Raw genomic sequence first — 21763 nt, 5'->3', positions numbered from 1 at the left:
ACTCTGTGGACGGGCCGCGCCCGTCCGCCGCAGGCTGTGGACGACCGGCGGCCGGACCCTGCGGCGGGAGCCCCGCCCCGCCCGGCGGGCGGGCGCGGGATCAGCCGCGCACGCTCCGCATGGCCGCGTGGAACTCGCTGTACCGCGCCAGTTCCCGATCGACCGGCTCGATCACCATGCCCTCGGCGATCGAGCCGATCCGGCGGCGCATCTCACGCTCGAGCCGGTCGCGCTCCGTGGCCGCGCCGAGCACCACGACGTTCCGGGCGGCCACCGCGGTGAGCGCGCCCAGGCCGAGGACCGAGAGGATCATCAGTCCCACCCACGGCAGCGAGGCCGCCTCGCCGAAGAGCGCCAGGCCCCCGGGGAGCTCCCCGGCGCCGAGGACGCCGTAGGCCAGGGCCGTACCGACCCAGACCAGCCCGGCGACGAACAGCAGGACCAGCAGGTACTGCCACGCGAGGAGCAGGCGCCACCACACGGGGACCCGGTCCAGGGAGGGCGCCACCTCGGTCAGCTCCTCCGAGAGCACCTGCGGAAGCTGGGCCGAGCGGGAGCGCGCCGCGTTCCGGACGCCGTCCTGCCAGGCCTCGGGCATGCCGGTGGTGAGCCCGTCGGCCAGGGCCTGGATCGCGTTGTCCACCTCGGCGGGCTGGGCGCTCACCGAGCCGCCGGTCAGGCCGCGGATCTCGTCCCGCAGGTCGCCCAGGCGCAGGCTGCTCAGCGGGTCGGGGCGGAGCCTGGCCGCCCAGCGGGTGTACGGCCAGCCGACCCACTCGGCGGACCGCACGCCGTACACGTTCTCCATCGCCTCTCCGACGGCGGGCACGCCGACCGCGTCGCAGAGGGCGTCGGTCAGGCCGATCCGGCGGGCGTCGTCGATGGCGGCGGGCGGGGGCGGGGCGTCCTCCGCGGGGGCGATCGCCGCCAGGCGGCCGGTCAGCCGGTCCAGATCGGCCTCCAGCCGCTGGATCGCGGCCCTGCGCCTGAGCACGGTGTCGGCGAGGACCGCCTTGAGGTTGTCCACGCCCTTGCCCGTGGTCGCCGAGGTGGTCACGATGACGGGGTTCTCGACGCCCTCGCGGCGGAGCAGGTCCGAAAGGTCCGCGACGCACTCGGCCAGCTCCTCCGGGGTCAGCCGGTCGGCCTGGTTGAGCACGAAGACCGTCACCGTGTCGTGCCCGGCCAGCTCCGTCACGTAGCGGCGGTGGGTGGAGGCGTCGGCGTACTTCTGCGGGTCGAGCACCCACACCACGAGGTCGGCGACCTGGATCAGCCGGTCGGCCTCGGTGTCGGTGAGCGCCCGGATCGAGTCGTGGTCGGGCAGGTCGAGCAGGATCAGCCCGTGCAGCCGGCTCTCGCCCTTGTCCAGCGCGCTGGCCCTGGCGAAGCGGTGCCTCCACTGGATCTGCAGCCAGTCGAGCAGCGGCCCGGCGCCCTCCAGGCCCCACACGCACGCGTGGGTGCGCGCCGTGGTCGGGCGGCGCACGCCGGTCGGCGAGAGGTCGAGCCCGGAGACCGAGTTGAACAGCGACGACTTGCCGCTCCCGGTGCCTCCGGCGAGGGCGACCACCGTGTGGTCGGAGGAGAGCTTGAGCCGGTCGCCGGCGCGCAGCAGCAGCCGGCCCGACTCGGTGAGGAGCTTGGGGTCGACCCTGCCCGGCCCGAGCTCCACGATCTTGGCCAGGGCCGCGAGCCTGCTGCCGAGGCCCTGGCGCGTCTGGGTGGTACCAGTGGTGCCGACGGTGGTCATCGCTCGCTCACCGCTCCTCGTTCCTCGCGCGTCCCCGTGCCGGGAGCACGCATGGCGGGCACGGCGCCCACCGCGTCGGTCTCACTCCTCATCGGGCCACCTCGAGGTTGTACGCCGCCTGGTAGAGGCGGGTGGCGGCGGACTCGTCGGGGATTCCGGCGCCGTCGAGCGCCTGGATGTAGCGCGCCGTCTCGTCGTCGAACAGCATGCCGATCCGGGCGCGCAGGTCGCTGCGGGCCTTGGCGCCGATGCTCCGCAGGGACTCGGCGCCGAGCAGCGCGTGCAGCAGCCGCTGCGGCAGCGCGTTCCTGCCCGCGGCCTCCGCCTCGGTGGCGCCGTACCCGAGCAGCCCGACAGCGAAGATCAGCGACAGGGACTCGACGTCGAACGAGACCAGCCGGGCCACCGTCCGCTTGGTCACGCCCTCGGTGCGGATCAGCTGGACGATGTGCTCCTGCCAGGCGGCCACGGTCCGGCCGATCCTGCGCGTGAACTCGTCCGACGGACGGCCGAGCGCCGCTGCGGAGGTCAGCGCCTCCCCGGCCCCGGGGCGGTTCATCCAGCGCGTCACGGTCTCCTCCGCGGCCCGCTGCGCGGCCGAGGCGATGACCGACTCCAGCCCGGTCCGGAGCGCCGCCCTCAGCGCGCCGAGCCGCTCGGGGCCCTGACGGCTCGCCTTCCCGGCGAGCCGGCCGGGCTTGCGCAGGTGCAGGGTCCGCATGAGGTCACCCGATCCGGCGAAGTCCTGCCAGCGGGCGAGCACCTCCCCGCGGAGCAGCGAACCGTTCCTGGTCGCCCGGTCGATCTCGGCGAGCGCCGCGGTGTACGCGGCGTCCACGTCGCCGCGGAGCTGCGCCCGGAAGGCCACCTGGGCCTCCAGGTGCCTGGCCAGGGCCGGGACCCGGGTCCTGAAGCTGTCGAGCACCCCGGCCAGGGTCGCCTGCACGGCCTGTGCCCGGCGCTGGTCGTCCACCGAGAGCTCGGCCAGCCAGAGCCGGAGCTCGGTGACCTCGTCGTCGGGGAGCATCCCCTCGGTGACCTTGCTCTCGTTGATGACGAACCGGTCGACCTCGCCGAGCCCGTACTCGGTGAGCATGCGGACGAAGTGCTTGGTGACCACCTCGCGCGAGCGGGCGGGGACCCGGGAGAGCACGATCGCCAGCCGGGCCCCGCGCTCCTTGGCCAGCCGGAGCAGCCGCCAGGCGGGGGCGTCGGCGTAGCGGGCGGCGGTGGTGACGAAGATCCACAGGTCGGCCGCGTCGAGCATGCGGTGGGCGATCTCGTGGTGCTCCTCGACGACCGAGTCGATGTCGGGGGTGTCGAGCAGCGCCACGCTCTGCGGCAGGCGCTCGGTGGAGACGAGCACGAGCCCGTCGGGCACCGCCTTGTCGCCGGGGACCTCCCGCCGCTCCAGGCTGCCGAGCAGGTCGCCCTTGGCGAACCACTCGTAGTCGTCGGGATGGCAGGCGAGGACCGGGGTGGCGGTGGTCGGACGGCGCACGCCGGTGGCGCTCACCCTGGCGTTGGCCAGGGTGTTCAGGAGGGTGGACTTGCCCGCGCCGGTGGAGCCCGCGACGACGATCAGCGCCGGCGCGGTGCTCATGTGGATCCGGGGGATCACGTAGTCGTCGAGCTGGGCCAGGATCTCGTCCCTGGCCCGCCTGGCCTCCTCGGCGCCCGGCAGGTCCAGGCCGAAGGTAAGATCGGTGACGCTGTCCCGCAGCTCCGTGAGCGCGGCGGCGAGCGCCTCGGAGACCTCCTCGGGCATGGGCGTCTCGCGGACGCGGTCCTCCTGCCCGGCGTCCTCCGCCCCCGCTCCGGTCCCGGCGTCCTCCGTCCCGGCTCCGGTCCCGTCCTCTGCGGACTCCTCGGGCCGGTCCGCCTCCGCTCCCGGCGGATCCGCGGCCGCCGCGCCGGAGTCGTCCGCGCCGCCGTCCTGTACGGCGTCCGCGACGCCACCGGAACCCTCGTCCCCGGCGTCCTCCGGGAGGCTCTCGTCGTCGCCGGCGGGGGAAGCGCCATCGGCGGAGGAAACGGCATCGGCGCGGGGAGCGGCGTCCGCCTCTCCCCGCGCGTCGTCACCGGAGCCGCCCGCGGAGTCCGGTCCGGCGGCGTCCGCGGCGTCCACGTCATCGTCCTGTGCGGAGGCCTTCGGCCGGGGCGTGTCCCCCGAAGGCCCACCGGCTTCTTCTCCGGAGTCCGCGCCGGCCTGCCCGGCGGGCGCCGTCCCGTCGCCGGGGTCCTCGTCGCCGGTCGCGGCGGGGGCGGCCGGTGGGACCTCGTCCGCACCGGCGGAGGCGGCCTCCGGCACGGACTCGGCGGAGGGCTCGCCGTCGGCGGCGTCACCCGGCGGACCAGCGGACACCTCACCGTCGGCGGCGTCACCCGGCGGGTCGGCGGAGGGCTCGCCGGAGGCGCCGTCCACCGGCGCGGCGGCGGAAGGCGCGTCCTCCCTGCGGGCCTTCTCCGCGGGCCCGTCTTCCCCGGACCCGTCCTCGCCGAGGGAGATCACGTCGTCGTCGCGGATCGCGCGGAAGGCCACGGTCTGCTCGCCCGGGGACTCGGCGAGGTCTCCGGATTCGCCGCCGGAGGCCCCGGCGGACGCCCCTCCGGCCCCGGTACCGTCCTCGTCCGGACGCGTGGGCCTGTCAGCAGCCGATTTCACGGAACCCGCTCCGCTCGAACCATCTCGACCTCCTGGCCGACCTTCACGACATCGCCGACGATCACGATCGCCGGTGGCCGGATCCCAGCCGCGGACACGCGCTCCGCCACAGTGGACAGCGTGGCGTAAAGAGCTCGCTGGGTGGGAAGAGTACCGTCCTGTACCACCATTACGGGAGTTTCCGGCGAACGTCCTTCGTAGATCAGTGTTTCGGCGATCACCGCGATCCGCTCGACGGCCATCATGAGGACCAGGGTGCCCGCCGACCGCGCCAGGTTCGGCCAGTTCACGGTGGACCTGGGGTCGCCCGGCGGAACGTGCACCGAAACCACGTGGAACTCCTGGCTCACCCCGCGGTGCGTCACGGGCACCCCCGCCGCGGCGGGCACCGCGACCGGGCTGGTGATGCCCGGCACGACCACGACCGGGATGCCCTCGCGGGCGCAGGCGATCATCTCCTCACCGCCCCGGCCGAAGACGAACGGGTCGCCGCCCTTGAGCCGGACCACGAACTTCCCCTGCTTGGCGTGCTCGACGATCAGCTCGTTGATCTTCTCCTGGGCCATGTACCGGCCGTAGGGGATCTTCGCGGCGTCGATCAGCTCGACGTCCGGGGGCAGCTCGTCGAGGAGGGGCTGCGGGGCGAGGCGGTCGGCGATGACCACGTCGGCCTGGGAGAGCAGCTGCCGCCCGCGGACCGTGATCAGCCCGGGGTCGCCGGGACCCCCGCCGACCAGGGCGACGCCGACCGGCTTGGTGCGGTTGCGCCGGGCGTCGACCGTGCCGTCGCGCAGCGCCTCCACGACGGCGTCCCTGATCCCGGCGGCCCGCCGCGGGTCGCCGGCGGTGACCGCCACTCCGACCTCGCCGACCCGCCCGCTGGCCGGGGTCCACGCGGCCGAGGCCTCCTTGTCGTCGGCGCGCACGCACCAGATCCGCTTGGCCTCGGCCTCGGCGGCGACCGCGGTGTTCACCGCGTGGTCGTCGGTGCAGGCCTGCACCAGCCACGCGCCGTCCACGTCCCCCACCTCGTACCGCCGGGCCTCCCAGGTCACGCGGCCGCCGGCGATGAGCTCGTCGAGCGCGTGCGTGACGCTGGTCGAGACGATGGTGACCAGGGCTCCGGCCTCCAGCAGGGCCGGCACCCGCCGCTGGGCGACGCGGCCGCCTCCGACGACGAGCACACGCCGCCCGGTGAGGCGCAGACCGAGCAGGTAGGGCGACATGGCGACAGATCTCCTGTTCGCGACGAACGGTGAAGCACGGCGTGTTAGGAGGTAAACCTACCGGCTAATACGACGCCGTTTGATGTCACTGTGTTAACAAGCTTGACATCATCACGGCCACGAAAAGCCGAAATGATGTCAAGTCATACCAGGTCGGCGGTGAAACACGCCCACCGGTCCCGGAGTCAGGCCTCCTTCTCGCTGACGCCCGCGGAGTCGAAGGTCGCCACCTCGTGCATGACCCGGGCCGCCGCGCAGACCAGCGGGTGCGCGAGCAGCCCGCCGGTGCCCTCGCCGAGCCGCAGTTCCAGCTCCACCAGGGGGCGCAGGCCCAGGTGCGCGAGGGCGAGGGCGTGACCGGGCTCGGCCGAGCGGTGCCCGGCCACGCAGTGGTCCACCGCGGCGGGAGCGAGCGCGGCCGCCGCGAGCGCCGCGGAGCCCGCGATCACACCGTCGAGGATGACCGGCACCCGCAGGGAGGCCCCGCCCAGGACGAACCCGGCGATCGCCGCGTGCTCCAGCCCGCCGACCGCCGCCAGCGTCTCCAGAGCCGGTACGGCCCCCGCCCCGCCGTCCAGCCCGTTCACCCGCAGCGCCCGGCGGACGACCTCGACCTTGCGGGCCAGGGTCTCGTCGTCGACGCCGGTCCCCCTGCCGGTCACCTCGGCGGCGTCGCGGCCGGTGAAGGCGGAGACGAGGGCGGCCGAGGCGGTGGTGTTGGCGATGCCCATGTCGCCGGTCACCAGGCAGCGCGCCCCCTGCTCCACCAGCTCGCGGGCGACCGCGATCCCGGCCTCCAGCGCCGCCACCGCCTGCTCGACGGTCATCGCCGGCCCCCGGGACAGGTCGGCGGTGCCGTACGCGACCTTGCTGACCGTCAGGCCCGGGGCGGGGGGCAGGTCGGCGGCGACGCCGACGTCCACGACCCGCACGGTCGCGCCGACCTGGGCGGCGAAGGCGTTGGCCACCGCGCCGCCCGCCAGGAAGTTGCCCACCATCTGCTGGGTGACCTCCTGCGGCCACGGGCTCACCCCCTGGGCGTGCACGCCGTGGTCGGCGGCGAAGATGGCCAGCGCCGCGGGGGCCGGGATCGGCGGCGGGCTGACGGCCGCGGCTCCGGCGAGCCGTACCGCCACCTCCTCCAGCGCGCCCAGCGCGCCCCGCGGCTTGGTCAGCCGGTCCTGGTGGGCCCGTGCCTCCGCGGCCGCCCCGGGGTCGCAGGGGAGGATCGCGGCGATGGTCTGCTCAAGAGTGATCACACCGACCAGTTTCCCCGAAAACCGGCCCCCCGCGGAAAAGCTCACCACGCGATGCCGGCGAGCGCCTCCTCGTACCGGTCGATGACCACGTCGGCCAGCCCCTCGCAGTCGCCGATGACCTCGGCGCAGCGCACGTCCAGGTCGGGGTGGCCCGCGGCGTAGGCCATGGCCTGGGCCCAGACCTTCTCCAGCAGGCCGCCGGCGAACAGCAGGTAGGGGACGACGATCACGCGCCGGGCGCCCAGGCGGCGGCAGCGCTCGATGCCGCCGGGCACGCCGGGCGGGGTGAGCGAGGCGAAGGCGGTCTCCACGGTCATGTACTCGTGGGCGTGGGTCTCCCAGAACAGGCGGGAGACCCGGTGCACGTCGGCGTTGGCGGCCGGGGAGGTGGAGCCGTCGCCGACCAGGACCACCGCGGTCTCACCCGTCTCGATCCGCTCGGGCTCCTCCTCCAGGGGACCGCCGCCCGCGGGGACCAGGCGGAGGCTGGGCACCTCGCTGGCGGCGTCGGACAGGCGCTCGGCGAGCAGCGACAGGACCCGGGGGTCGGGCCCCAGCGGACGGCCGTAGTCGCAGGTGAGCATCGGGTGGCGCTCCTGCTCCAGGGCCATCAGGGCGGGGATGTCGGAGCCGATCCGCGGGTCCCCGGTGAGGCTCAGCGGCAGCGCCACCATGCGGTGGTACCCGCGGGCGACCAGGGAGGCGATCGAGTCGCTCAGGCGCGGCCTGGCCTGCGCGACGTACCCGCCCGAGACGTCGGCGGCGGTCCGGTCCAGGCGGCAGCGGAGCCGGTGGACGAACCTGCCGAACTCGGCGGATCCGTTGTCATCGTGTGAGCCCTGCCCGATGAGCAGCAGCGGCGGCTTCATGAAAAGGACTCCAATGACCTTGACCTGGGATTGCGCGTCGGCGACTCGCGAGGATATCCGATGACTGCACGGCATGGACAGGTCACGGACAGACGATGTTCACCGGCTCATCTCCCGGCCCCGGTCTCCCTCCTGCCCGGCTCGCCCCTCCGGCCCCGCCTCACTCCCTGGCCCCGTGCACGACGAAGACCGGATCGCAGGCGGCCAGGCGGTGGGCGCCGTCGGACTGGACGGTCAGCCGCGAGGACTGGAGCTGCACGCACTCGGCGCGGTAGCCGTGCTCGCGGAGGATGTCGAGGACCGCGACGACCTGCTCGACGGTCCGCAGCGCGCAGACCAGGGACCGGGGGCCGCGCGCCGCGCAGGCCGCGATCACGTCGGCCCCTCCCCCGCCGACGAAGACCGCGTCCGGGTCGGCCAGCGGCTCCAGGGCCGGGGGCGCCTGCCCCCGGGTGAGGGCGACCTTCACGCCGTGGGCGATGACGTTGCGGCGCAGCCGGGCGCAGGACTCCTCCTCGCGCTCCACCGCCACCACGGCCGCGCCCATCCTGGCGCACTCCACCGCGATCTCTCCGGCGCCCGCGCCCACGTCCCAGACGAGCTCGCCCAGCCGGGGGCCGAGCTTGGCCAGCGCGAACGCCCGGACCTGAGGGCTCAGCCGGGAGTCGGCGAAGTCCAGCGCCCACTCCCGCGGTCCCGGCCGCGCCCCCGCCACCCAGCCGGGCCCGTGCGGCCGGTGCAGCGGGTCCAGGACGAGCACCACGTCGGGATCCTTCCACGGCCGCGTGGTGGCCTCGCCCATCCGGCTGTGCGTGATCCGCTCGTCGGGACCGCCCAGGTCCTCGCAGACGATCAGCGCGCGCGGGGTGGTGGGGGCCAGCTCCCGGGCGATCTCGGCGGGGCCGACGCCGGGCGTGACGAGCACGGCGACCTTGTGGTGGGCCCGGCAGGCGTTCACCACGCGGTCGAGCCGCCCGCCGGTGACGACGAGCGCGTCCTCCCACGCCAGCCCGGCCCTGGCGAAGGCGAGCGAGGCCAGCGGGCGGGCGGGCAGGACCTCGGGGGTGACACCGTGCCCGCGCAGCTCCCTGACCACGTCGAAGAAGCCCGGATCCCCCTCGGCGAGCACGACCAGCGTGCCCTCACCCGCCTCCAGGTGGGCGTCCACGACCTCCAGGAGCGGCCCGCCGGCCCTCCTGGCCCCGGCCGGCAGGCGGCCCAGCCGGCGGAAGGCCCGTTCGGACCCGGTGACCAGGACGGCCTCGTCCAGCCTGGCCCGCGCGGCCGCCGACGGCTCCGATCCGTCGACCCCGACAACTGTGATCATCCGCACTCACCGTCCTCGTCTCCAGAGTGACGGCTCCGCGCCGATCAGACCAGGTCCGCACCCGTTCTTCCACCGATCTCGCAATGCGGCGGTCAAGGCTCCTCACGGAGGGGCAAGCCCGTACAACCAGGATGTTTGTCCCCGATCGGCCGGGTATGGGTCCGGATTATTCAGTGGGAAAGGGGTGACCGCCATGGAACGCGGAAGCGCTAAGCACGGCCCGCGCCTGGACGACCAGCAGCAGCATGAGACCGAGGGGCTGACCCGGGGCGGAGGCACGACGCACGCACAGGAGTGGAAGCAGCCCGAGCCCACCCTCGCGGCGGGCGAGGAGGGCACGGCGCCGTCGCACCGGCCGCCGGCCCACCAGCCGGGCGCGCCGCGCGGCCTCACCCCCGAGGGGGTCGACCTCCGCAGCGACCTGGCCAAGTGGATCAGCGGCACGGACGTCTTCCCCGCCGACCGCGACGCCCTGCTCTCCCGCGCCGAGATGCAGGGCGCTCCGGACCCGGTCATCGAGGCCGTCCGGTCCCTGCCGAACGCGACCTACACGAACATGGCGGACGTGTCGCAGGCCCTCGGGTACGGCACGGAGGAGAGGGACCAGGGATGAGACTGGACGCGCTCCGGCCCCTGTACGAGCGAACGGGACCCTTCGCGTCGGTGTACCTCGACACCGGCCGCGCCGTCCCGCAGGGCGAGCAGCAGATCGAGCTCCGCTGGAAGGCGATGGCCGAGCGGCTGGAAGGCGCCGACCCGGCCACCCTCGCCGCCTTCGAGAACCTGTTCACCTCCGTGCACGCGGCCGCGCCCGGCCGCGCGGCCTTCGCCTGCGGCGGTGAGCTCGTCCACACCGAGCCGCTGGCCGAGGCCCCCCGCAGGGAGACCGCCCGCTGGTCCCCGCTCCCGCACGTCATGCCGCTGCTGGCCCAGCGGGGGGAGAACGTCCCGCACATCCGGGTCCTCGTCGACCACGCGGGCGCGGACGTGATCGTGGTCGGCGCCGGTTCGCCGCGCCGTACGGCGGTGCAGGCGCAGGACTGGCCGCTGCAGAAGACCGGCAAGGGCGGCTGGTCCCAGCGGCGCTACGAGAGCGGCGTGGAGGAGGCCTGGGAGCAGAACGCCAAGGCGGTGGCGGAGGCGGTGGACGAGGAGGTCCGCCGGATCGGGGCCGATCTGGTGATCATGGCGGGCGAGCCGAAGTCCGTGAGCCTGCTCCGCTCCCACCTGGGCCACGAGGCCGCCGAGCGCGCCGTCGCCGTCGAGCACGGCAAGCGGGCCGAGGGCAGCGACCCCATGCCGTTCGTGCAGGAGGTGGAGGCCGCGATCGACTCGTGGCTGGACCGGCGGCGCGAGCAGCTGATGGAGCGCTACGGGGAGGCCTCGGCCAAGGAGCTGGCGGTCTCCGGCCTGGCCGCCGCGGCCCGCGCGTTCCGCGACGGCCGGGTGGACACCCTGCTGATGGTCGACCGGCCCGACGCCGACGGCATGGTGTGGATCGGCCCCGACGACGGCCGGTTCTCGACCGAGGAGGGTGAGATCCGCGAGTGGGGGGTGGACGCCCCCCAGCGCGACCGCGCGGACGCCGCGCTGGCCAGGGCGGTCGCGATGACCGACGCCGAGCTGTGCTTCGTCCCGGAGCTGGACGCCCCCGACGGGGTCGCCGCCCTGCTCCGCTTCTGACGGCCCGGATCCGGGCCGCGTCCGGACGCGGGAGGGGCGGGCCGCCCGGCGCGGCGCCCCTCCCCCGCCCGCCTCACCTGCCGGCGGCCTTCCGGCGGTACGGCGGGGCGGGGAGGTCCGGCGGCGGCAGGGAGTCGGCGGCGCGGCACGTCGCGCCGGAGCAGGCGGTCAGGGCGTCGAGCCGGCGGTCGAACTCGGCGAGCACCGCCGGATCCGTCCTCCCGGCGAGGTTGCGGAGCTGGTAGGGGTCGGATCCGAGGTCGTAGAGCTGGTACTCGCCGGTCGCGTAGCGGACGAAGGTGTGCCGGGCAGTGCGCATCGCCGCGTAGGGCGGGACCGGTGTCTGCCGGGCCGAGTCGTCGCTGGCCGGGCGGTGGAACTCGACCAGCACGCTCCGCCGCCAGGAGGCGGGGGTCCAGCCGCGCAGGAGGGGCAGGAGCGAGCGGCCCTCCACGAAGTCCGGGAGCCCGGCCCCGGCGAGCTGGGCGAAGGTCGGCGCGAGGTCCAGGGTGGAGCCGATCTCGCCGATGACGCCGCCGGCCTCGATCCCCGGCCCCCGGACGAACATCGGGACCCTGATCGACTCGTCGAAGGGCGTCGTCTTGCCCTGGGCGAGCCGGTGCTCGCCCAGGTGGAAGCCGTTGTCGGAGCCGAAGAACAGGTAGGTGTCCTCCAGCTTCCCCGCGGCCCGCAGGCTCTCCACCAGGGCGCCGACCAGGTCGTCCAGGCCGAGCATGGCGCGCAGCCGGTCGCGGTAGATCCGGTCGATCTTCTCCACGGCCCGGTCGGTCAGCCGCTTGCGGGAGCGCAGCCAGGCGGGCTCGGCGGACAGGTCCGCCTGGTCGAACGAGGGACCGCGCGGGGCGGTGATCCCGGCGAAGGCGTCGTGGTGGCGGGGGGCGTGGTTGGCCGGCAGGTGCGGGGCGACCGGGGTGAGGTAGAGGAAGAACGGCTCGTCGTCCTGGGAGACGAAGGCGTTCGCCTTCGCGCTGAGCACGTCGGTCAGGTAGTCCCCGGGTGCGGAGCCGTAGTCCCGCAGCGCGCCGTTCTCGTTGAGCGTGTAGCCGTACTCCTCGTAGAGGCGGCGGACCGGCACGTGCCACTCGTCCCAGCCCGGCGGGACGTGGGTGGGCGGGGCGGCCCCGCCGGGATAGTGGTTGAGGTACTTGCCCATGAGGGCGGTGCGGTAGCCGGCCTCCTTCATCCACACCCCGAGAGTGGAACGTTCCAGACCAGAGTCGTGAAACCTGGTGAAACCCCCCTCGGGGGCCGTGTTGGTCAGCACGCCGTGGCTGTGGACGTACTGGGAGCGCAGGATGGAGGAGCGGGACGGGCAGCACCAGGAGTTGGGGACGAAGAAGTTCTCGAAGCCGGTGCCGGCATGGATGAACTCGTTCCAGATGTTCGGAAATCTCTCTAGATCGCCCACCCCCAGGTCGTCCGCGAGGATGAACACGATGTTCGGCCGCTCCCTCACCTGCGCCACGGCCGGCAGACCCCCGGAGGCACCCAGTGTGAGCAGGAGGATCAGGCACACCATCTTGCGGGCAGCGTTCAGCACATGTTCACGCTTTCCCCAAAGCCCGGCCTCCGACACCCATGTCTCGACCAAGTAGATAGAACGTGTTCTAATTGCAGGGCCGTACCCGCACGGAAGGCCCCGATATGAGCACCGATCTGAAGCTCGGCCTGAATCTCGGCTACTGGCAGCGGCACGCCGCCGACGCCACCGAGCTCGTCCAGGCGGCCGAGCGGCTGGGATACGACTCCGTCTGGACCGCCGAGGCCTACGGCAGCGACGCCTTCACGCCCCTGGCCTGGTACGGCGCGCGGACCTCGCGCATCAAACTGGGCACCTCGGTGGCGCAGATCTCGGCCAGGACCCCGGCGGCGACCGCGATGACCGCGATGACCCTGGACCACCTGACCGGCGGGCGGCTGCTGCTCGGCATCGGCGCCTCCGGCCCCCAGGTGGTCGAGGGCTGGTACGGCATGCCGTTCGGCCGCCCGCTGGCCCGCACCCGCGAGTACGTCGAGATCATGCGCAAGGTGTGGCGCCGCGAGGAGCCGGTGACCGGCGACGGCGAGCACTACCCGCTCCCGCTGCGCCCGGGGGCCGGCGCGGGGCGCGACGGCGGTGTCACCGGCCTCGGCAAGCCGTTGAAGCTCATCACCCATCCCCTGCGCCCGGAGATCCCGCTCTACCTGGGCGCCGAGGGGCCGAAGAACGTCGCGCTCGCCGCCGAGATCGCCGACGGCTGGCTCCCGCTGTTCGCCTTCCCCGAGAAGATCGAGCGGATGTACGGGCCGTCCCTGGCCGGGGCGGGCCCGGGCTTCGACGTCGCGGCGATGGTGATGACCGTGGTCACCGACGACCTGCGGGCCGCGCTGGACGGGGTGAAGATGATGCTCACCCTCTACATCGGCGGCATGGGGGCGCAGCACCGCAACTTCCACGCCGACATCATCGGCCGGATGGGCTACGCCGAGGCCGCCGAGGAGATCCAGGCGCTCTACCTGGCCGGGCGCAGGGACGAGGCGTTCAACGCGATCCCCGACGAGCTCGCCGACGGCATCTCCCTGCTCGGCCCGCCCGGCCGCATCCGCGAGCGCCTGGAGCTGTGGCGTGCCAGCCCGGTGAGCAACCTGCTCGTCATGGGCCCCCGGGACGAGCCGTCCCTGAAGATCATCCGCGATCTGGTCCTGGGGTAGCGTTCCGGCGGGCCGCGGCCGCGCGGTCCGCCGGGTGGCGGACCTGCGGTCGGTCACCCGGCGGAAGGGCGGATCGCGCCTCGGGGGACGACGGGCGGAGCCGCGGCGCCTACCTTTCCTGACTCGCCCCGCCCACTCCGGTGCGGGCCAGTCCAGAGGGAAGACTCCATGCCTGCACTCTCCGACCCGCGCGGATTCCGCAGAACGGCCGCCGGGCTCTGCCTCGTCGCCGCGCCCGTCGTCTACGTCGCGGCCCTCGTCGTCGATCCGGCCATCCGGCAGGGCGGCGACCCCGTCGGGATCTACGGGCGGTACCCGGAACAGGTCACGGTCAGCGCCGCGCTCCTGCACTGGAGCTGGGTGCTGCTGATCCCCGGCATCATCGGGATGATCCATCTGATCCGCCGCCGCGGCGTCGTCCTCGGGCACCTCGCGGGCGGTCTCGCCCTGCTCGGCGTCGTCAACTTCTCCGCGCTCATGCTGGGCGACTTCTTCTACTCACGGCTCGAACGCGCCATGGAGCCCGCCCGGGGGGCGGCGCTCGGCGACGAGGCGCTCGCCGACCCCGGGGCCGTCTTCGGCTTCCAGATCCCGGGCTTCGCCGGGTTGCTGGGCCTGTTCCTCCTCGGGCTGGTCCTGGCCTACGCGCGGCGGGAGCTGTGGTGGGCCCCGTTCGCGATGCTCCTGGGAATCTTCGGCGCGCCCGTCTACCCGATCGGCACGGTCGTCGGCGGCCTGCTCTACCTCGCCGGATCCGGCGCGATCGGACTGCGCATGCTGCGGATGAGCGATGCCGAGTGGGCCGGGGAGGAGCCCGCTCAGCCCGTCTCCGCCGTGCCGGCGAGCGGGAACCGGGCCGCCACGCGGTAGCCGCCGCCCGGCACCGGGCCGGCGGACAGCTCGCCCCCGTGCATCGCGGCCCGCTCGCGCATCCCGATCAGTCCGTGCCCGCCCCGGCTCCGTCCGGGACCGGCGGTCGCCGGGTCGTGCCCGCCCCCGCCGCCCGCGTCGGCTGCGTCGGCCGAGGGCGGGGTCCGGCCCGCCCCGTCGTCGACGACCTCCACGACCAGCTCGGCGGGGCCGTATCCGACGACGACGTCGGTCCGGGCCGCGCGCGCGTGCTTGAGCACGTTCGTCAGCGCCTCCTGGACCACGCGGTAGGCCGACAGGCCGAGCCCCGGCGGCAGCGGCCGCGGCTCCCCGGCGGTCCGGAGCCGGACGTCCAGCCCGGCCTCCCGGACCTGGGCGAGCAGATCCTCCAGGCGGTCCAGATCGGGCTGGGGACCCCCGGGCCCGCGGTCACCGTAGCCACCGTGGCCGTCGCGGTCGCCGTAGTCGCCGTAGTCGCCGTGGTCGCGGAGCACCCCCAGCATGAGCTGGAGCTCCTCCACCGCCTCGCGGCCGGCCCGCTCGACCCCGAGCAGCAGGTCCCGCTCGCGTTCGTGGCCGTCGCCGAGCAGCATCCGCGCCCCGCCCGCGTGCAGGGTCATGACGCTCACGTTGTGCGAGACGACGTCGTGGAGCTCCCGGGCGATCCGGGCCCGCTCCTCCTCCACGGCCCGCCGGGCCCGCTCCTCCCGCTCCACCTCCAGGCGGGCCGCGCGTTCGGCGAGCCGCAGCGTCCGGTCGGTCTGGCGGCGCAGGAGGATGCCGCTGCCGTACGCCACGCCCACGAAGATCGCGCCGATCATGACCTCGGCGACGTCGTTGCGCTGGAGCGTCTGCAGAAAGCCGTACGCCGCCAGCACGCATCCGAGCCCCGCCAGACCGCGGCGGCTGCGCAGCTCGGCCGCGCCGGCCACGGTGTGCACGAGGACGAGCGTCGAGTAGAAGTGCCAGGCCGGGTAGTAGCCGGTTCCCGCGACCGCCTGTACGGCCACGCCGGTGGCTATCAGCGCGAGGAGCATCGTCACGGGGAGCCTGCCCCGGAACAGCAGCAGGGTCCCGGCCGCCACCGCACCGGCGGCCATCGGCACCGGCTCCTGCACCTGGCCGGGGTCCGGGCCCTGGCGCCCGAAGGACTCGACGAGACCGGCGACCCCCACGGCGAGGGAGAACAGCAGGTCGAGCCGGGTCGGCCGCCGGTCTCCGCGCCCTTCCGCCGGGGCTCCCCGGACGTTCCCGAACACGTTCTTCACCGCGTCCCCGAACGCGCCCCTCACCGCGGCGGACCCTTCCGCCTCCGGCCGGGCCGGACCACCCCGGCCTCGTAGGCGAACACGACGGCCTGGATGCGGTCCCGCAGGCCGAGCTTCTGCAGCACCCGGGTGACGTGGGTCCTGATGGTCGCGTCACCGATCCCGAGCTCCCGTGCGATCTCCGGGTTGGACAGGCCCAGCGCCAGCAGGTGCAGCACGTCCAGCTCCCGCTGGGTGAGCGTGGCCAGCTCGGGCGGGGCGGACGGCTCGGGGTGCGCGGCGAAGGAGGCGATCACCCGCGTGGTGACCGCCGGGTCGATGAGCGCGTCACCGGCCGCCGCCACCCGTACCGCCTCGACCAGCTGCTCCGGCGGGGAGCTCTTGAGGAGGAAGCCGTTGACCCCCGCGCGCAGCGAGGCCTGCAGGTTGCCGTCGGTGCCGAAGGTGGTCAGCATCACGATCTTCGGCGGCCGGGGGTCGCCGAGCAGCCGGCGGGCGGTGCCCAGCCCGTCCAGGCGGGGCATCGCGATGTCCAGCAGCAGCACGTCCGGCCGGAGCCGGCGGACCACGGAGAGCGCCTGCACCCCGTCGGCGGCCTCCCCGACGACCTCGATGCCCGGCGCGGTCTCGGCGACGAGCCGCAGCCCGGCGCGGATCATGGACTGATCGTCCGCGATGACCACCCTGATCGTCATGAACCGTTCCGCACGCTGCTCGACATGCCGCAAAGGTTATGAGACCCGGAGCATCCGGGCAGCCATCCACGGAGCGGAGGCGGACCGGTCCCGGGTCCGCCACGTGGCGGACCCGGGATCCGCCGCGTAACGGACCGCCGCGCCGGACCCGGCGGTCACTCCTCCCGGGGGCGGACGCCGGGGGCGGTGACCCACCCGGAGGACTCGTAGGCGACCTTGAACCCCTTGCGGAAGGGGAGGTGGACGGACCGGCCGCCGCCGCGCGCCTCCTCGTCCGGCCCGTCGTACTCGAAGGCCAGCAGCCGCGCCCCGGACTCGTCGACGGTCAGCCGGACGTCCCCGCCGTCCGCGGCGACCGCGACACCGGTACGGCCGAGCGGGTCAGCGACGCCCCGTTCCAGGGTGAGGCCCGGCTGGCCGGCGAGGATCCGCAGCGTCGCGGCGCGCGTGGCCGGGGACGCCGGGGAGGACAGCAGGTATCGCGCGGCGGCGAACACGAAGGACGGGAAGGACCCGCCCCCCTCGTTCCGGTGCGCCGAGCGCAGCCACCGCTCGAGCTCCCCCGCGTCACCGGGCAGCCGCCGGACCTCGTCCATGGTCAGCGCCCGGCCGCCGATCTCCCACTTCAGGGCCAGCCGGGAGAAGTCGCGCCGCTGCGGCCCCGGCCACAGGGGCGGTGAGCCCTTCTCCTTCCACGCGGCCTCGTCGGCCGGGTCGGCGAAGGCGGTCACGACGTCCTGGTTGGACAGCCCGCGGCCGTCGCGGCCGTCGTACCAGGACTCGTCGGAGTGCGCGACGACCGCGCCGGACTCCAGCGGTTCGAAGGTCCGGGTCCGCTCGAACCAGTAGCGGCCCTCCGCCCCGGTCTCGGCGGCCGCCCGCTCCGCCCCGGCCAGCAGGAGCGAACGGGCGTCGAGCGTCACGGCGGGCGTGGCCGCGGGGCCGGGGGAGACCTCCGCGGCCTGCCCGGCCTGCCCGGCGGACCGGCCCCCGCCCGGTCCGGCGGGCATCGCCGTACCGGTCACCGCAGGCACGGCCACCGCCGCGGCCAGACCGGCGGCGACCGTACCCGCCAGCGCCAGGCGGGCCCGCAGCGGCAGGGGGCGGACGCGGGGGAGAACGCGGCGGGACCGGGCGGTGGCGAGGGCGCGGGCGAGGTCGCCCTCACGCCGGCGCCGGTAGGTCTCGTCGAGGATGTCGTCGGGGCGCAGGGCCGCGATCAGTTCGTCTGTCGTCATCTCTGCTCCTGCAGGGTCGTCCGGGTGAGGTCCAGCGCGCCGGCCAGGCGGCGGCGCGCACGGTGCAGGCGCACCGAGAACGCGCGGGCCGAGCAGCCCGCGACCTTGGCGGCCTCGGCCGGGCCCAGGCCGTACCAGCTGGCCAGGATCACCGCCTCGACCTCGTGCTCGGGGAGCGTGGAGAGCGCCTCCAGCGCCATCCGCCGATCGGAGACCTCGTCGGCCACGTCGCCCTCCGGGAGCAGCGCGGCGAGCCGCTCGGCGGAGGTCGTCCACCGCCGCCCGCGCTCGTGGTGCTTGCGCAGCAGGTTGCGGGCCACGCCGAGCAGCCAGGGAAGCGGCTGCTCCGGCACGCCGTCCAGCCGCCGCCAGGCGATCAGGAAGGTCTCGCCGGCGACGTCCTCCGCCGCCTGCCGCTCGGCCCGCAGCAGCGCGTAGCCGAGCACGCTCCGGTAGTGCCTGTCGTACAGCGCGGTGAACCGCGCTTCGGGATCGTCCACACCCAGTAGTCCCTCTCCGGAGCCCTCGATTACCGGTCCGGACGGGAGAATTCTCCCGGACGCGGAGCAGGGGCTCAGTCCGGCCGGGGGGCCGGGTCGGCGGTGACCGACCGGAGCAGCGGGGCGCTCGCCGCCCCCGCACCGGCCACCCCGGCGAAGCCGAGGGCCACGCAGACCAGCAGGACGGCCATCCCGCCGGCGTTCACCGCGGAGACCGAGAACGGCAGCGCGCAGAACACGCCGACCGCGATGGAGCCGCCGCCCATGACCGCCAGCGGGATGAGCGTCTCGGCGCGGCGCGCCCGGTCGAGGACCTTCAGCGGGGTGCCCGCCAGGCGGAGCAGGGCGTAGGTCTGCCTGCGGTCGAGGACCGAGGAGGCGGCGGTGATGCCCGCGCTGACGACGGCGACCAGGAACGAGACGGTGAGCACGACGACGGTGCCGGTGCCGATGTCCGCCAGCAGCAGGACGCCGGGCAGGTCCTCGTCGGCGGCGGTGGTCGCCCCGCGGCCGGGGACCAGCCCGTCGAGCGCGGTCCTGGCCCGGTCGACCGCCGCCGCGTCCGCCCGCGCGGGACCGGCTCCGCCTCCCGCACGCGCCGGCCCTCCGGAGGTCCCGTCGTCCTCCCGCGCCGCCTTCCCGCCGTCTCCGGCCGCCTTCCCGACGGCGACGGCGAGTATCCTGCGCCCGCCCTCCCCCGTGACCTCGACCCGGGCCGCCACATCCGCGGCGGACAGCCGTTCGCGGGCCTCGGCGGTCAGCCGGGAGGCCTGGGCCGCGGGGACGGACAGACGCAGCGTGGCGGCGTCCGCGTCGCCGAGCAGGCCGCTCGCCGGGCTGAGGAAGCCGATGAACCCCGCGACGAACCCGGTCATGGCCACACCGCTCACGGTCCGCCAGGCCGCCCTGGGGTCGTCGGTCAGGCGGCGCCCGGCCAGCAGGCCGGCGGGCCCGCGGGCCGTGCGGGCGGTGATCCGGCCGATCATCCCGACCACCCACGGCCCGGCCAGGTTGATGGCCAGGAAGACCAGGCCCAGCACGACCGCGACCACCCCGGCGGCGGCCCCGGCACCGAGCGCGGGCACCGCCGCCAGTGCCGCCAGCAGGGCGAGGACCCGGACGAAGCGCATCGCCGGCGGGGTCTCCCGCCTGGCCACCCCCAGCGGGCTGACCACGATCCGGCGCAGGCCCACCACGGCGGACAGGCCGACGAGCAGCGGCACGGCCGCCAGGACGGCCGACGTGTACGGCACGCCCGGCCACAGGTCGGAGGCGAACCAGGGGCCTCCGGCGATCTCGATCCGGGTGAGGACCGGGATGAGCAGGCCGTACAGGACCGCGCCCGCGAGCGCGCCGCCGGCCGCCGTGATCATAGCCTCGGCCGCGGTCATCGCGACCACCTGGCCGGGGGTGGCGCCGACCAGCCGGAGCGCGGCCAGCCGCTGGTCGCGGCGGGCCACGGTGAGCCGGGCCGCCGCACCGCCGAACACCAGCAGCGGCACGACCATGAGCACGGTCGCGATCAGGGCGAGCGCCTGGTACGCCTGCGCGTCGGGCGTGGGCGACCCGGTGAAACCCGCGACCCGCTTCGGCGCGGTCCCGGTGCGCGGGTCGGCGGCGGCGACCGCGGTCATCACCGGGGAGTCCGGCGCCTGACCGCGGACCGCGACCAGTTCGCCGGGGTGGACCAGCGCCTCGTCCCCGACCGTCCCGGCGATCCGCTCCGGGAACCGGTCGGCGAGCTCGCCGGCCGGGAGTCCGCGGGCGAGTTCCGCCAGCGCCGGGGAGAACCAGACCTCACCCGGCTCGGGGAGGCGGTCCAGACCGGGCGGCGGCGCCGTCCCGGGCTTCAGCACGGCGACGTCCACGACCGTGACGTACCGGTCGCGCACGTAGTCCCTGCGGACGGCCTGGACGGCCGCGGCGGCCGTGCCCTCGCCCGCGGCCACCGGGTTGCGCCACGCCTCCCGGTCCGCCCTGCCCTGGAAGGCCGCGTTGGCGGAGACGGCGAACAGGAGCAGCATGGTGGAGACCGCCACCGCCACCGCGGTCAGGCCCGCGCCCAGCAGGCCGCGGCGGCCCCCGCCGCGCAGCAGCCGCCAGCTCAGCGCCAGGGTGCCGCTCACCGGTCCGCCCCCGGGAGGACCTGGGTCACCGGTTCTCCCTGGGCGTGCCCGGCGTACGGCCCGGGAGCGCCCGGACCGGCGTGCGGCCCGCCCCGATCACGGCCGTCCCGATCACGGCCGTCCCGGGCGGGGCCGCCGGCCAGGACCCGGCCGTCGCGGACCTCGACCGTGCGGTCGCACCAGCGGGCCACCTGCGGATCGTGGGTGACGACCACCAGCGAGGCGTCGTTGCCCCTGGTCGCCTCCACCAGCAGGCGCATCGTGTCGTGACCGGTGGCCTGGTCGAGCGCGCCGGTCGGCTCGTCGGCGAAGACCACCGCGGGCCGGGTGACCAGCGCGCGGGCGATCGCCACCCGCTGGGCCTGCCCGCCGGAGAGCTCGCCGGGCCGCCGTCCCTCCATGCCGCCCAGGCCGAGCGGGCCGAACCACTCCCGGGCCCGCCGTACGGCCTCGCCCCGCCGCACCCCGCCGAGCATGAGCGGGAGCGCGACGTTCTCCTCGGCCGGGAGCTCGGGCAGGAGCTGGCCGAACTGGAACACGAACCCGAACCGGGTCCGGCGCAGGGCGCTGCGCTCCCGCTCCCGCATCGTGTCCACACGCTGCCCGAGCAGGCGCACCTCGCCCCCGTCCGGTTTCATGATCCCGGCCAGGCAGTGCAGCAGGGTCGACTTGCCCGACCCGCTCGGGCCCATGATCGCCACGGCCTCGCCGCCGACGGCCAGCCCGACGCCTGCCAGCGCCACCGCCGGGCCGAACCGTTTCACCAGGCCGGATCCTTCGAGAACGACATTCATGGCGACGACCCTCCCGCGCGGGGAGGCCGCCGCGGATCGGCCGGGCGTTCGATCCGTCCCGGAGGCCATCGGCCGAAAGTCCGATGGCCGGGCCCCACCCGGCGGCTGGCAGAATCGATCAGGTGACGATTCGGGTGCTCATCGCCGACGACCAGCAGCTCGTGCGGACCGGTTTCCAGATGATCCTGGACGCCCAGCCGGACATGGAGGTCGTGGCGACCGCGGCGGACGGCGCCGAGGCCGTCGAGCAGGCGCGGCGGCTCCGGCCCGACGTCTGCCTGCTCGACATCCGGATGCCCAGGCTGGACGGGCTGGAGGCCACCAGGATCCTGGCCGGGCCCGGCACCGCCGACCCGCTGCGGGTGGTCATCGTCACCACCTTCGACCTGGACGAGTACGTCTACGGGGCGCTGCGCGCCGGGGCGACCGGGTTCCTGCTCAAGGACAGCGGGCCGACACTGCTGCTCGAGGCGGTCCGCGCGGCGGCGGCCGGGGACGCACTGGTCTCGCCGTCGGTGACCGTGCGGCTGCTGGAGCACCTGGCCCGGCCGCCGGCCGGGCGGTCCCGCCCGCCCGCCGAGCCGCTGACCGAGCGGGAGCTCGACGTGGTCCGGCTGGTGGCCAGGGGCCGGACCAACCAGGAGGTCGCCGCGGAGCTGTTCGTCTCGCTGTCCACGGTCAAGACCCACCTGGGGAGCATCCAGGCAAAGCTCGGGGCAAGGAACCGTGTGGAGATCGCCGCCTGGGCATGGGAGTCCGGCGTGGTGGGTTGATTGGC

At 74.9% G+C, this 21763-nt stretch carries 18 protein-coding genes; 5 read left to right on the top strand and 13 right to left on the bottom strand.

The genetic code is table 11. The annotated features are described in order from the left end of the window. Window positions 1-100: 100 nt before the first annotated feature. From FHS22_RS09205 to FHS22_RS09180, 6 genes are all read right to left on the bottom strand, one after another. The gene (locus FHS22_RS09205; protein WP_184940108.1) at window positions 101-1753 is read right to left on the bottom strand and encodes a GTPase; all 1653 of its coding nucleotides are present in this window, start codon (window positions 1751-1753) and stop codon (window positions 101-103) included. Between the two features lie 88 nt (window positions 1754-1841). Beyond that, window positions 1842-4418: a GTPase gene (locus FHS22_RS39195; RefSeq protein WP_338047675.1), complete on the bottom strand. Its 2577-nt coding sequence runs from the start codon at window positions 4416-4418 to the stop codon at window positions 1842-1844. Beyond that, the gene (cobA, locus tag FHS22_RS09195; protein ID WP_184940106.1) at window positions 4415-5644 is read right to left on the bottom strand and encodes a uroporphyrinogen-III C-methyltransferase; all 1230 of its coding nucleotides are present in this window, start codon (window positions 5642-5644) and stop codon (window positions 4415-4417) included. The genes FHS22_RS39195 and cobA overlap by 4 nt, the downstream gene beginning before the upstream one ends. A gap of 185 nt (window positions 5645-5829) precedes the next feature. Beyond that, on the bottom strand, window positions 5830-6903 hold the full coding sequence (gene cobT / locus FHS22_RS09190; protein WP_184940104.1) for a nicotinate-nucleotide--dimethylbenzimidazole phosphoribosyltransferase: 1074 nt from the start codon (window positions 6901-6903) through the stop codon (window positions 5830-5832). Window positions 6904-6944: 41 nt separating this feature from the next. Next, on the bottom strand, window positions 6945-7772 hold the full coding sequence (locus tag FHS22_RS09185) for a sirohydrochlorin chelatase (RefSeq protein ID WP_184940103.1): 828 nt from the start codon (window positions 7770-7772) through the stop codon (window positions 6945-6947). 160 nt (window positions 7773-7932) lie between these two features. Beyond that, window positions 7933-9099 (bottom strand): bifunctional cobalt-precorrin-7 (C(5))-methyltransferase/cobalt-precorrin-6B (C(15))-methyltransferase, encoded by a 1167-nt coding sequence (locus tag FHS22_RS09180; RefSeq protein ID WP_184940101.1) that lies wholly within the window; start codon window positions 9097-9099, stop codon window positions 7933-7935. 193 nt (window positions 9100-9292) lie between these two features. Here FHS22_RS09180 and FHS22_RS09175 point away from each other — a divergent pair, with 193 nt between their 5' ends. Then, window positions 9293-9712 carry a DUF2795 domain-containing protein gene (locus FHS22_RS09175; protein ID WP_184940100.1) on the top strand — a complete coding sequence of 140 codons (420 nt, stop codon included), beginning with the start codon at window positions 9293-9295 and terminating at the stop codon, window positions 9710-9712. Beyond that, window positions 9709-10782 (top strand): baeRF2 domain-containing protein, encoded by a 1074-nt coding sequence (locus FHS22_RS09170; RefSeq protein WP_184940099.1) that lies wholly within the window; start codon window positions 9709-9711, stop codon window positions 10780-10782. The genes FHS22_RS09175 and FHS22_RS09170 overlap by 4 nt, the downstream gene beginning before the upstream one ends. 73 nt (window positions 10783-10855) lie before the next feature. Here the strand turns inward: FHS22_RS09170 and FHS22_RS09165 are convergent, their stop codons facing one another. Continuing rightward, entirely contained in the window at window positions 10856-12343 is a 1488-nt protein-coding gene (locus FHS22_RS09165) for a sulfatase family protein (RefSeq protein ID WP_338047674.1), read from the bottom strand. Between the two features lie 104 nt (window positions 12344-12447). Here FHS22_RS09165 and FHS22_RS09160 point away from each other — a divergent pair, with 104 nt between their 5' ends. Both FHS22_RS09160 and FHS22_RS09155 read left to right on the top strand, forming a co-directional pair. Beyond that, entirely contained in the window at window positions 12448-13494 is a 1047-nt protein-coding gene (locus FHS22_RS09160; protein ID WP_184940098.1) for an LLM class F420-dependent oxidoreductase, read from the top strand. A gap of 168 nt (window positions 13495-13662) precedes the next feature. Further along, on the top strand, window positions 13663-14364 hold the full coding sequence (locus tag FHS22_RS09155; protein ID WP_184940097.1) for a hypothetical protein: 702 nt from the start codon (window positions 13663-13665) through the stop codon (window positions 14362-14364). Here FHS22_RS09155 and FHS22_RS39190 read toward each other — a convergent pair. The 6 genes from FHS22_RS39190 to FHS22_RS09125 all read right to left on the bottom strand — a co-directional run bounded on the left by FHS22_RS39190 (window position 14313) and on the right by FHS22_RS09125 (window position 20955). Then, window positions 14313-15656, bottom strand: coding sequence for a sensor histidine kinase (locus tag FHS22_RS39190; RefSeq protein WP_184940096.1), 1344 nt, complete (start codon window positions 15654-15656; stop codon window positions 14313-14315). The two genes, FHS22_RS09155 and FHS22_RS39190, sit on opposite strands and share 52 nt — an antisense overlap. Next, entirely contained in the window at window positions 15653-16327 is a 675-nt protein-coding gene (locus FHS22_RS09145; protein WP_184940095.1) for a response regulator, read from the bottom strand. Before FHS22_RS09145 ends, FHS22_RS39190 begins: the two co-directional genes overlap by 4 nt. Before the next feature lie 155 nt (window positions 16328-16482). Next, complete coding sequence (locus FHS22_RS09140; RefSeq protein ID WP_184940094.1) at window positions 16483-17565, bottom strand: hypothetical protein; 1083 nt, start codon at window positions 17563-17565, stop codon at window positions 16483-16485. Beyond that, window positions 17562-18065: an RNA polymerase sigma factor gene (locus FHS22_RS09135; protein WP_184940093.1), complete on the bottom strand. Its 504-nt coding sequence runs from the start codon at window positions 18063-18065 to the stop codon at window positions 17562-17564. The genes FHS22_RS09140 and FHS22_RS09135 overlap by 4 nt, the downstream gene beginning before the upstream one ends. Before the next feature lie 74 nt (window positions 18066-18139). Further along, window positions 18140-20191 carry an FtsX-like permease family protein gene (locus FHS22_RS09130; protein ID WP_338047673.1) on the bottom strand — a complete coding sequence of 684 codons (2052 nt, stop codon included), beginning with the start codon at window positions 20189-20191 and terminating at the stop codon, window positions 18140-18142. Next, window positions 20188-20955, bottom strand: coding sequence for an ABC transporter ATP-binding protein (locus FHS22_RS09125; protein WP_425567302.1), 768 nt, complete (start codon window positions 20953-20955; stop codon window positions 20188-20190). Before FHS22_RS09125 ends, FHS22_RS09130 begins: the two co-directional genes overlap by 4 nt. Before the next feature lie 152 nt (window positions 20956-21107). Between FHS22_RS09125 and FHS22_RS09120 the strand changes: the two genes are divergently transcribed. Then, complete coding sequence (locus FHS22_RS09120; RefSeq protein WP_338047672.1) at window positions 21108-21758, top strand: response regulator; 651 nt, start codon at window positions 21108-21110, stop codon at window positions 21756-21758. Window positions 21759-21763 lie beyond the last annotated feature (5 nt).

This window comes from Thiemannella venezuelensis (genome assembly GCF_014203605.1).
Lineage (GTDB): Bacteria > Actinomycetota > Actinomycetes > Streptosporangiales > Streptosporangiaceae > Planomonospora_A > Planomonospora_A venezuelensis.
The sequence above is the reverse complement of the archived record's forward strand: the minus strand, read 5'-3'. Positions and strand labels throughout refer to the sequence as shown.